Below are 13,066 nucleotides of genomic sequence, written 5' to 3'. Positions count from 1 at the left end.
TGAGGGGATGGAGTTGAGGTCGATGAAAAAAGTATTATTTTTGGGAGACCCGGGAATTGATGACTCTTTAGCCATCATGTATGGAATTATGCATCCTGATATTGATATTGTTGGTGTTGTAACAGGATATGGAAATGTAACGCAAGAAAAGGCGACAAGTAATGCAGCATATTTATTACAAATAGCAGGGCGGGAAGATATACCTGTTATTAATGGTGCAAAAATCCCTTTATCTGGGGACTATGTAACGTATTATCCGGAAATTCATGGGGCAGATGGATTAGGACCGATTAAACCACCAAAAGCTTTTTCGCCAAATATAAAACCTTTTTGTGCTTTTTTTGATATTCTTGAAAAGTATAAAGGAGAATTAATCATTGTGGATGCTGGTAGATCAACGACACTAGCGACAGCATTTATTTTAGAAAAGCCGATGATGAAGTATGTGAAAGAATATTATATAATGGGTGGTGCTTTTTTAATGCCCGGCAATGTGACACCAGTCGCAGAGGCGAATTTTCATGGTGATCCGATTGCATCACAATTAGTTATGCAAAATGCCAAGAATGTGACATTAGTGCCACTTAACGTTACATCTGAAGCAATTATTACGCCAGAGATGGTGAAATATATTACGAAACACTCTAAAACGAATTTTAATAAATTAATTGAACCAATATTTGCGTATTATTATAAAGCGTATAAAAAGTTAAATCCAAAAATAACAGGTAGCCCAGTACATGACGTTGTTACAATGATGGTCGCGGCGAATCCGTCCCTTTTAGATTATGTATATCGCCGAGTCGATATAGATACAGTTGGAATTGCAAAGGGTGAAAGTATTGCTGATTTCCGTCCTCAACCTGACTCAAAAGCTTTAAAGAATTGGGTGCGAATCGGTTGGTCATTGCATTATAAAAAATTTCTTGAAGACTTCGTGAAAATTATGACGTAGACATAATAGGAGAATACAAGTTAAAATAATGGAGATGGTTATTTCAATAACCATCTCCATTATTTTGTTTTTTTAAGATAAATAGAGAAGAGTTACACAATAGGAGAGGAATTTTACTTGAAAAAAACTATAGTATGCGCAGTAATTGTGGGTATTTTCGTTTTGCTAATATCGGGTAATTTTTTAGTGAAAAAAGTGTGGAGTTCTAATAATGATGATGCACAGTATATCGCATCCTTTATTGAAGAACATAAAGATGAAAAAAATAGTGCGCTTCTAGTAAAGAGAAATGATAAAGTTGTTTATTCTGTCAATCCCAACGTTGTATTACCAGTTGCTAGTACGATGAAATTAATTGTGGCGCTTGAATATACGAAACAAGTTACAGAAGGGAAAATTGACCCGTCTAGTTTCGTTTCCATTAATGATCTGAATCGTTATTACGTACCGAATACAGATGGTGGTGCACAAGATAGATGGCAAAAGTATTTGCAAAAGACAGACAAGATAACAGAAGGAGCGGTTTCTTTAGAAGAAGTGGCAAAAGGAATGGTTAAATTTAGTTCGAATGCGAATGCTGAATATTTAATGGAAGTGTTAGGATTAGATAATATTAATCGTAATTTACAAAGTTTATCGCTTCCAGCACATCAGCCGCTATTTCCAATTGTTTCATCTTTATACATCCCTGGATATTTGCATAAAGAACTACATGTTCCGAAATATAAAATAGAGAAAAAGTTAAAAGAAATGTCTCAAGAGCAATATCGTGAATATGCGATGATCATTCATGAACGCTTAAAAAAGAAAGGGCCATTATTACAGAAGGAAATTCCTCTTTATTTAGAGGAACGTTACGATAAAATTTGGTCAGATCGATTACCAGCAGCTTCTGCAAATGATTATATGGTACTGCTTCAAAAGGCAAATCATAAAGGTGGCCTGACAGACGCTGAAGAAAAAGTGTGGGCGAATATCGTTGAAACAGATATGAGTGCTAAGAAATACCGTAAAACATTTAGACATGCAGGGCAAAAAAATGGCTATACGCCATGGACAGTTACAAAAGCAGTTTATGCGATGGATAAACGCGGGAACTGTACAGAAATTGTGTTCTTAGCAAATAATTTAAATGAGGACGACAGTGCAGAAATACGAAAACATTTAGCGAACTTACATTTCCAAGTGTTGCAAAGTGATAAGTATGATGCGACTTTTATTAAGTAAACTCGGTGCTTTCTGCATCGAGTTTATTTTTATATACAAGCACTTTTTTCCTATCTCTGGGTATGATGGGTAGTAATACTTAGGTGAGAGGGGAAAAGGTGATGAAACAAAGTAAAGAAGAGTTTATAAAGAGTGAAGGCGCTGATTTCCCTGGGAGAACATATGTAGATTGTGTATTACAACATGTATTTCATTTTCAGCGAGATTACTTATTAAAAGATATGTTTCAAGTGCATAAAGCGCATATTGCGATGCTGACGGAAGAGAATTTAATGAAAAAGGAAGAAGCTAAAGTTATATTACACGCACTAAAAAAGATAGAGGGAATTCCAAAAGATCAATTGCTATATACAGAGCAGCATGAAGATCTCTTTTTTTTAGTGGAACATTTAATTTCTCAAGAAGCGAAATGCGATTTTGTAAGTAATATGCATATTGGTAGAAGTAGAAATGATATGGGGGTAACGATGTATCGCATGAGTTTAAGGCGATATGTACTACGATTAATGGAGCACCATTTGTTATTGCAAGAAAGTGTATTGCAACTTGCTGCTGACCATAAGGAAACGATTATGCCAGCTTATACACATACACAACCAGCACAGCCAACAACATTTGGTCATTATACGTTAGCGATTTATGATACGATGCAAAGAGATTTAGAACGAATGAAAAGAACGTACAAACTTTTAAATCAGTCCCCAATGGGAGCCGCTGCTCTTTCTACAACAAGTTTCCCGATTAAACGAGACCGAGTGGCCTATTTACTTGGGTTTACAAATGTAATTGAGAACTCATATGATGCTGTTGCTGGAGCGGATTATTTATTAGAGGTTAGTTCGTTACTTATGGTAATTATGACGAATACGAGTAGATGGATTCATGACTTCTTACTATTAGCAACGAAAGAGTATGATGGTATTACTGTTGCGAAGCCATATGTACAAATTAGTAGTATTATGCCGCAAAAGCGAAATCCAGTTTCAATTGAGCATGCGCGTGCGATTACGAGTAGCGCTTTAGGAGAAGCATTTACAGTATTTCAAATGATCCATAATACACCATTTGGCGATATTGTCGATACGGAAGATGATTTGCAGCCGTATTTATATAAAGGAATTGAAAAGACTATTCGCGTTTTTTGTATTATGAATGCAGTTATTCGAACGATGAAAGTAGAAGAAGAAACGTTGAAAAGTCGATCTTATAAACATGCAATTACGATAACTGATTTCGCAGATGTTTTAACAAAAAACTATGACATTCCATTTCGGCATGCGCATCATGCAGCAAGTGTTATTGCAAATATGTCATTGGAGCAACAAAAGGAGCTACATGAATTACATTTAAAAGATGTAAACATATACTTACAAGAAAATTATAAAATACATTTATTAGAAAACGAGTGGGAAGAGATTGTATCGCCAGAAGCTTTCATTCAAAAAAGAAATGTATACGGTGGACCGAGTAAAAAAGAAATGGAGCGCATGATTAAAAATCGAAAAGAGTCATTTCAAAAAGAAGAAAAGGTATTTGAAAGGGAAAAACAAAGAATTTTACAAGCTGAAAATGATTTGACTACGTTAGCTTTGAATATTATTGAATCGTAAAAGAGGAATTTAGTGAATTAATCGCCAATACTTTATGAAACTATAAATAGAGAGAAGAGATTGTCGATGATTCAATTACATGTATATGAAGAGATTCTTACTTTTAAAGAAGAGGTTACGTCATTTTTAGAAAAGAATGAGCAGGAAAATAATCTCATATTAGGTGTATTACAAATGGTCCAACAACCGGTATTTATGGGGGTAGCAAAACAAGAGGAAGAAATAGCAGCTGTATTTCTTCAAACAGAAGAGAAGAAACAAATCATTGTTGCTACGTCTGAAATGGCAGAAGAGGAGATCGTGGAACTTGCAAACAAATTAACGAAAGTATATTCAAATGTTCCTGGATTGATTGGTAATAAGAAAATTGTACAGAAATTAGCGGAAGAGATTGCCGTGTTAGAAAATAAGAAAACGAATGTTGTAATGGAACAAGGTGTGTATGCATTACAACAGGTTAAGAAGAAGTGGAATGAGGATGGGGCTTTTCGAGAAATAGGTGGTGATGAGCTACCATTAATAGAACAGTGGATTTATCAATTTTGCGAAGATGTAAGGCTTCCTACTACGAAAGACGAAGCGAAACAAACCGCCCATACATTAATTACTAACCGTCGTCTATTTGGTCTAGAAGTAGAAGGAAAGCTTGTTTCTGTAGCTGCAAAAACGAGACCGACTACAAACAATATAACAGTTAATTTCGTATATACGCCGAAAGAAGCACGGAAAAAAGGATACGCATCTAGTTGCGTCGCTGCACTTAGTCAACGAATGCTAGACGAAGGTTACAAAACAACTACATTATATACGGATCTGGCAAATCCGACATCGAATAAAATTTATCAAGAGATTGGTTATGAACAAATTGCGGAGTCTGTGCTCATATTTTTAGAGAAGTAGAAAAAAAGCGTGCTATTTTAGCACGCTTTTTTGTTATTCATCAATTCTAATAACCTCGCCTTGAGGGAAGTCTTCAGTTTCTAGTAAATTACGAATAGCTTTTGCAACATATTCGGGTGATAATAGCTTTCCTTCTTCTTTTAGTACGATGAAGCGGTCTAAATTTATGAAGTCTTCTTTATTTGTTTCACGAATTTGTGCTTGCATACTTGTATCAACAACACCAGGTGCAAATGCGACGATTTTTACTGGATATTCTTTTTCTGCTTCTTCGGTTGCTACGCACTGTGTAAACATATTTACACCAGCTTTCGTTGTACAATAAGCGCCCCATCCAAAATAAGGATTTTTTCCTGCGCCAGATGAAATGTTTATAACACGTTTATCTACTTTCCAGTCTTTCGTATGTTTCATGAAAGTGGAGGTAAGAATCATAGGTGCAAGTAAATTAATGTGAACGTTCGTAATGAATTGTTCGCTTTCTACTTTTTCAATCGGCTTCATAGGTGCAACTGTACCCGCATTATTAATTAAATGAATAGAAGATACATTGTCTTCTTTAATGGATGAAATGATTTCGTTAAAGTTAGTTTCTAAATGATGTACATCTTGAAGATCTAAGGAATGGAAAATGCAATTGCTGTTATATTGCGCTGCAAGTTTAGTAAGATCTTTATTTTCTCTTCTAGAAATAGAGATGATGCTCGTATTTTTTTCTAATAATTGTGCGGCGATTGCCTCACCTAAACCTTGTGAAGTTCCTGTTATGATAACGTAGCGCATAGTTTTATAAACTCCTCTCATATGTGCGGAATTTTGTTGGACAACGTACATTGTATAGTTTGTCTACATTTTATAGTATAGAGCACTTTTTACTATAAATGAAATGAGATGATTACGTGCCTTTTATGAATCGATTTACAACGACAGTAACTGGTGCCGTCACGTTCACTGGGAATACGTTGGGACTCAGTCCTTCATCGCCTGCACCAGGCAATAATTTCGGTACGATTGATGTATTTACTACAGTAAATACATCGCTTCAAGTGCCAGGGTTCCCAGCAGGAACGACAAATGATTGGCCATTAAATTCTTCAAGTGCAATTTTAAACCTTCCAGCAGGGAGTAGTGTTTTATACGCAGAACTAGTGTGGGCGGGCACATACAGGACTGATACTGAGGATGTTACTGCATTTTTAAATGATAATATTTCGTTTACGACACCGGCAGGGACGTTTTCTGTTACACCAGATCCCGCTACTGCGCAGCAAGGGTCGGTTGGGCAACAGTTTTATTATGTTCGATCAGCTAACGTAACCAACCTTGTTAATGCTAGTGGGTCCGGTACGTATACAACTGGTGCCGTACCAGCTGCAAGAACGTCTTTTGATTCAACCATCAGCCGCTCAGTAGGTTGGACCCTCGAAGTCGTTTATCAAAATGCGAGTTTGCCACTGCGAAATTTATCGGTGTACGCAGGGCAAGAAATCATCGATGCTTCATCACCGCCAGTTAATGCAATTATTTCAGGTTTTGCAACGCCGTCTACGGGAACGGTTACAGGAAGAGTACTTGTAACTGCTCAAGAAGGTGATTCTAACATCGTTGGAGATCAACTTCGCTTTGGACCGAATGCAAATGCTACAGTTGCTTTATTCGGACCGAGAAATCCTGCAAATAATTTCTTTCAGTCACAAATTTGTAATGACAGTGGAAATCTAGATACGAGCGGCACGTTTGGAAATTTGAATCAGCCATTAGGAATAGCTTTGGCAGTTCGAAGACAAGGGTGGGATATTACGAATGTAGATGCCTCCTCGTCATTAGTAAACAATCAGACGTCAGCGACTGTTCGTTTCATTACAAATGGAGATGGGTATGCGGCGGCAGGTTTTGGTGTTCAAATTGATGCAACGGGGCCAATTATAAATCCTGTTAAATCGGTTGATAAAACAGTTGCAGCAGTTGGCGATATTCTTACCTATACGATTACCGTTCCGAATACAGGGACGGGAAGTGCGGATAACGTTGTATTACAAGACAGTATTCCGAATGGAACAACCTTTATTGCAGGTAGTGTCACAGTAGGTGGGGTAACCCAGCCGAGTGCAAATCCAGCCATTGGAATTAATTTAGGGACAATACCTAATAATGCTCAAAGAATTGTTACATTTCAAGTGAGAGTAACGTCATTCCCAAGTCCAAATCCAATTCCCAATCGTGCAATGGTTTCTTACCAATTCCGTCCTTTCGTTGGAAGTCCTCCTATCACGAGTACAGCATCTTCAAATACAGTACAGACGACGGTAAATCGTGCAAGTCTAAGTTTGCAAAAATCTGTAGATCTACAGACGGCAACACTTAATGACGTACTAACCTACACAGTGAATGTCACGAACAATGGGAATGTCGCTGCAAATAATGTTATTTTTGTTGATAGTATACCTGCTGGAACAACGTTTGTAACAAATAGTGTTACGGTAAATGGAGTAGCGCGTCCAGGAGCGAATCCAGCAAGTAGTATTAATCTTGGAAGCATTAATGCTTCGCAAACGACTGTAGTACGCTTTCAAGTTCGAGTGACATCTAATCCTCTTGTCAATCCAATTCAGAACCGTGCGAGTGTAACATTTAACTTTATTCCAGTGCCTGGTCAACAACCAGTTTCAGGCCAAGCGACGAGTAATACAGTATTTACTACAATAAATATAGCTGATATAAGAACGAGAAAAACAGTAGATAGAGCTTTTGCGACAGTTAATGACGTTCTTACGTATACAGTTACAATTGAAAATACAGGAAATGTGCTGGCGACGAACGTTATTTTTCAAGATCCAATCCCAATTGGAACGACTTTTATACCAAATAGTGTAACTGTTGATGGAGTTTCACAACCTGGGGCAAATCCAGCGACTGGGTTTACAGTAGCGAATATATCTCCAGGTGGAAGTAGAACGGTGACTTTTCAAGTACGAGTTACATCTACCCCATCAGGAGGTACGATTGCGAATCGCGGTAATGTATCTGCTAATTTCGTCGTTATTCCGAATCAACCACCAGTAACGATTAATAGACAAACGAATACCGTTGTAACACAAGTTAATACAGGTGGTTTAAATGTAATAAAAGAAGTAAATACAGCTCAAGCGGCAGTAGGTGATACTTTAACATACACGATTGCCGTCCAAAATACAGGTAACGTTCCGTTAACAAATGTATTTTTCCAAGACACTACTTCTTCAGCGGTTTCTTTCGTTGTAAACTCTGTAACAATTAATGGAACACCACAAAGTGGACTAAATCCAAATTTAGGATTTTCTCTTCCGAATATCCCTGCGGCACAGACAGTTGTAGTTACATTTGAAGTATTAATTGAGCAGGATCCGCCAAATGAAGATATTTTAAATAGTGCAACTGTATCCGCAAGTTTTCAAGTAAATCCGAGTGAACCACCAGTTACTATTACTGTTCCGAGTAACGTCGTGAATACAACAGTACAATCAGGGAATTTTGAAGTTGTGAAATCAGTGAATACGGATGTTGCAACGGTAGGTGATGTTTTAGTATATACAATCGAAGTCATAAATGCAGGTAGTGTACCAGCTACAAATGTATTTTTCCAAGATTCAATTCCACAAGGGACATTATTTATTGAAAACAGTGTAGTTGTTAATGGTGTTTTACAAGAAGGGGCAGATCCAGAACTTGGATTCCCATTAAATAATTTGCCTATTGGTGCGAATGTAATTGTTAGCTTTGAAGTATTAATTGATGAAATCCCCCAAGGAAATAATGTCGTAAATAATGCGAATGTAACGGGAGATTTTCTTGTAAATCCAACAGAGCCGCCAATTACTGTAACAGTACCAAGTAATACTGTTATGACAGTCGTGAATTCTTCAGGGTTAAATGTGATGAAAAGTGTAAGCGCTACTGAAGCTGGTTTAGGAGATACGTTAACGTATACAGTTCGTATACAAAATAGTGGAACAGTAGCAGCAACAAATGTATCATTCCTTGATCCAATTCCATCTGGAACAACGTTTGTAGCGAATAGTGTAACAATAAACGGAACACCTCAACCAGGTTTAAGCCCAACAACTGGATTTCCGCTTGCCAATATTCCAGTAGGAGGGATAGTAACAGTTGCTTTTCAAGTGACAATCACGAGTGTACCGCCAAATAGAGTTCTTCCGAATAATGCAAATGTAACTGCTGATTTTCAAGTAAGTCCTCTCCAGCCACCAATAACAATTGTAACGATTAGTAATATTGTTGTGACGCGAGTGAATGTAGGATCACTTAATGTAATGAAGAGTGTAAATACACCACAAGCAGGAGTAGGGGATACGTTAACGTATACGATTCTTATTCAAAATACAGGAACTGTTCCTGCAACGAATATTATTTTTCAAGATCCAATTCCGTCCGGTACTGCGTTTGTAGCAAATAGTGTAACGATCAACGGAGTCGTACAGCAAGGCGCGGATCCTATGGCAGGTTTCCCTGTTACCAATATTCCAGTCGGGCAAACGGCTACGATTACGTTTCAAGTTACAGTGACGAGTGTTCCGAGCGGTGGAAATGTTAGAAACCAATCGAACGTTACTGCCAGTTTTCTTATAAATCCAGCAAACCCTCCAATAACGACTGTTACAAATAGTAATTTTGTAGTGACACAAGTAAATACAGCTCGATTAAATATACAAAAATCTTCATCTGTACAACAAGCAGCACTTGGAGAAACTTACACGTATTCTGTTGTCATTCGAAATAACGGTACAGTAACAGCAACGAATGTCTCTTTCATTGATCCAATTGCTCTAGAAACAACATTTGTAGCAAATAGTGTAACGATAAATGGGACGCCACAACCAGGATTTGACCCAAATGTTGGTTTCCCGCTTCCTAATATTGCAGCTGGAACATCATTGACAGTAACGTTCCAAGTTACGGTAGTTGCACCGTCTACACGTGGAGCAGTATTAAATACAGCATCTGCTACAGCCACTTTCTTATTAAATCCTTTACAACCACCTGTAACAACAACGAACTCAAGTAATACAACGGTAGTTACAATACCGTTACCTCCTCCTGGTGAAGTAACAGCAACAAAAACAGTTGACGTTGCAACTGGAGCGGTTGGGGATGTATTAACGTATACCGTGCTCATTTCAAATGTAGGAATTATACCAGTTACAGATGTGTTCTTCCAAGATGTCATACCAGAAGGAACGACGTTTGTTGACAACAGTGTAACGATAGGTGGAATACAGCAACCTGGTTTGAATCCAGAAATAGGCTTTACAGTTAGTCCATTATTAAATGCTGGTGGAAGTATTACGGTAACATTCCAAGTGACGATTACAGAGGTTCCAGATAATGAAGTCATATTAAATGATGCTGACGTTACATTTACTTCACAACCGAATCCGCAGGAACCACCGATTACGCAAACGATATTAACGAATTTAGTCGTTACGACAATTAATATAGCGTCTATTTTTCCGTTAAAACTAGTAGATAAAGAAGTAGCGACTGTAGGAGAAATATTAACGTATGATGTATTGATTTTTAATTTCGGAACAGTGCCAGCGACCAATGTTCAATTTATCGATACGACTTCTGCTGGAGTAGCATTTGTACCAGGAAGTGTGAGTATAAACGGAGTGCCTGCACCAGGATTAGATCCTTTCATTGGTTTTACAGTTCCAGATATACCTGTAGATGATTTTGTGCTTGTGACATATCAGGAAGTGGTTACAAGCATACCAGAAGGTGGAACGATTGTTAACTTTGTAGACGTTACAGCTACATTTGCTGTAAGTGAAACAGAACCACCGATTACGGAGACGACGACAAGTAATACGACATTAACAGAAATCAATGAGCCTGGATTAAATGTATTAAAATCAGTAAGTCAGCCGGTTGTTGCGGTAGGCGATACAATCACATATACAACAGTAGTTCAAAATACAGGAACAGTGACAGCAACGAATGTTCAATATAGTGATGTATTACCTTCCTCTATAGCATTCGTGCCGAACAGTGTAACGATAGATGGTGTATTACAATCTGGATTCAATCCGAATAATGGATTCCCGCTTCCAGATATAAATCCAGGGGGAAGTGTAGAAGTCACATTCCAAGTAACAGTTGTTAGTGTTCCGTCAAACGGAACAATTGCCAATACGGCGAATGTTACGGGAAGCTTTATTTTAGTACCAGGAGAACCACCAGTTGTAGTGAATCAGCCAAGTAACACAACACTAACAACTGTAAATAGAGGCAGCTTTACTGTTATTAAACAAGTAAACAGAGCAGCTACTCTAGTTGGGGATGTAGTAACGTATACAGTACAAATAACGAATACAGGAACAGTAACAGCAAATAATGTTCAATTTATTGATACGATTTCAGCAGGAGCGTCATTTGTACCGAATAGTGTAACGGTAAATGGAGTTTCTCAACCAAACTTAAATCCGATTACTGGCTTTGGAGTTGGAGATATACTAGTTGGTGAAACAGTTATAGTGACGTTTCAAGCGACAGTTACAAACATCCCGTCATCAGGAACCATTACGAACGTTGCAAATATAACAGGCAGCTTTACTTTAGTACCAGGAGAGCCACCGATTGTAGTAACTGAACCGAGTAATACGACAATAACAAGGGTAAATAGAGGACGCTTTAATGTTATAAAAACCGTAAATAAGCAAGCAACACGATTAGGGGATACGTTAACTTATAGTGTGCAAGTTACAAATACAGGAACGGTAACTGCGACAAATGTTCAGTTTATTGATATTCCATCGCCTAGTTTAGAACTCGTTCCAGGGAGTGTACAGATAAATGGGATTCCGCAAGTAGGTTTAGATCCTTTTGTAGGTTTTTCATTACCGGATCTTGCAGTAGGGGATAGCGTATTAATTACATTTGAAGTAAATGTAATCGCAATACCGCCTTCTAATAGTATTATGAATTCATCGAGTGTAACGGGTGATTTCGTATTGATTCCAGGAGAACCACCGTTTACAATTACGAATTCAAGTAATACGACAGTGACACCGGTAAATAGAGGCAGTTTAGATATGTTAAAAGAAGTAGACAATTCAATTGTTGGAGTAGGGGAAACGGTAACGTATTCTGTTCGTATATTAAATACTGGTACTGCTGATGCGATGAATGTTCAATTTATCGATGTGTTATCTCAAGAAGCTGATTTCGTCGCAAATAGTGTAACGATAAATGGAGTTCCGCAGCCGGGGTTAAATCCGCAGGTTGGATTTACGATACCGGATATTCCAGTTGGTGAGACCGCACTTGTAACATATGAAGCTACAATTACAAGTTTTCCAGATGGTGGTACAGTAGTGAACGTTGCTGGGGCGTTAGCAGAGTATATTTTAGTACCAGGAGAGCCGCCGGTTACAGTAATGGACACGAGTAATACTGTTATTGTAACAGTAAATACTGCAATTTTATTTGTTGCAAAAGGAGCAAACTTTGAAGTAGCAATGGTAGGAGATGTTGTCACTTACGGAATTGCCGTTATAAATGACAGTACAGTTCCTGTGACGAATATTGTTTTAACAGACATCATTGATCCGAATACGTTATTTATAAATGGCACGGTAACGGTAAATGATGTACCTCTTCCATTTGCCAATCCGAATACTGGTATCCCGTTAGGTGATTTTCAGCCAAATGATGCAGCAATTATTAATTTCCAAGTTGTCATAACAGGAGGACAAATAAATAATTTAGTTACAAATACTGCTACAGCGAATGGGCTTGCAACTGTGAATCCAAATGAACCGCCTGTAGTAGTTGAAGGCGATAGTAACACAGTTGTTATCCCATTTATTCCTCAAAATGTCTCAACGACAGTCGTAAAAACGGCAGATTTACAGGCAACAACAATTGGAGATGTCATTACGTTTACGACAGTCATCACAAATACGGGTGATACTGTAATGCAAAATATTCGTTTTCAAGATATGTTAGATAGTAGTGTTCGATTTGTTCCTGGAAGTGTAACGGTTGATAATACGCCAGTGCCAAATGTAAGCCCGGCAGCAGGATTTCTTATAGGGAGTTTAAATCCTGGTGAAGCAAGGACAGTTTCGTTCCAAGTAGCAGTGCAAAGCGCGCCAAGTGGTTCAGGAAATTATATAAATCAAGCGAGTATTCGCTTCGAACATCAAGTAGGCACAGTATTGCCACCTGTTACACAAATAGTAGAAAGTAACATGGTTGTCATTCCATTTGTTCCAACAATCGAACAAATTTGCGAAACTAATTTTAATTGCTTAGATAAAATTCCGTTTCAATGTTCTCCGTGTAATCAGTTGCACGGGCATAAAAAATAAAA

At 37.8% G+C, this 13,066-nt stretch carries 6 protein-coding genes; 5 read left to right on the top strand and 1 reads right to left on the bottom strand.

Going from position 1 to position 13,066, the window contains the following annotated elements; genetic code table 11:
- Positions 1 to 22 precede the first annotated feature (22 nt).
- The 4 genes from KZZ19_RS17110 to KZZ19_RS17095 all read left to right on the top strand — a co-directional run bounded on the left by KZZ19_RS17110 (position 23) and on the right by KZZ19_RS17095 (position 4,692).
- Entirely contained in the window at positions 23 to 955 is a 933-nt protein-coding gene (locus tag KZZ19_RS17110; RefSeq protein ID WP_088097254.1) for a nucleoside hydrolase, read from the top strand.
- Positions 956 to 1,072: 117 nt separating this feature from the next.
- On the top strand, positions 1,073 to 2,182 hold the full coding sequence (locus KZZ19_RS17105) for a serine hydrolase (RefSeq protein ID WP_098342898.1): 1,110 nt from the start codon (positions 1,073 to 1,075) through the stop codon (positions 2,180 to 2,182).
- 101 nt (positions 2,183 to 2,283) lie between these two features.
- Positions 2,284 to 3,792: an argininosuccinate lyase gene (argH, locus tag KZZ19_RS17100; protein WP_088097252.1), complete on the top strand. Its 1,509-nt coding sequence runs from the start codon at positions 2,284 to 2,286 to the stop codon at positions 3,790 to 3,792.
- Between the two features lie 66 nt (positions 3,793 to 3,858).
- The gene (locus tag KZZ19_RS17095; protein ID WP_088097251.1) at positions 3,859 to 4,692 is read left to right on the top strand and encodes a GNAT family N-acetyltransferase; all 834 of its coding nucleotides are present in this window, start codon (positions 3,859 to 3,861) and stop codon (positions 4,690 to 4,692) included.
- 33 nt (positions 4,693 to 4,725) lie between these two features.
- On the opposite strand, the gene KZZ19_RS17090 is transcribed toward KZZ19_RS17095, so the two are convergent.
- Positions 4,726 to 5,475, bottom strand: coding sequence for a (S)-benzoin forming benzil reductase (locus KZZ19_RS17090; RefSeq protein ID WP_088097250.1), 750 nt, complete (start codon positions 5,473 to 5,475; stop codon positions 4,726 to 4,728).
- A 116-nt stretch (positions 5,476 to 5,591) separates the two neighbouring features.
- Between KZZ19_RS17090 and KZZ19_RS17085 the strand changes: the two genes are divergently transcribed.
- On the top strand, positions 5,592 to 13,064 hold the full coding sequence (locus KZZ19_RS17085; RefSeq protein ID WP_237980677.1) for a DUF7507 domain-containing protein: 7,473 nt from the start codon (positions 5,592 to 5,594) through the stop codon (positions 13,062 to 13,064).
- Positions 13,065 to 13,066 lie beyond the last annotated feature (2 nt).

The organism is Bacillus thuringiensis, from assembly GCF_022095615.2.
Classification (GTDB): domain Bacteria; phylum Bacillota; class Bacilli; order Bacillales; family Bacillaceae_G; genus Bacillus_A; species Bacillus_A cereus_AG.
Note: the sequence above shows the minus strand (reverse complement) of the source record. Positions and strands in the feature narration are given on the sequence as shown.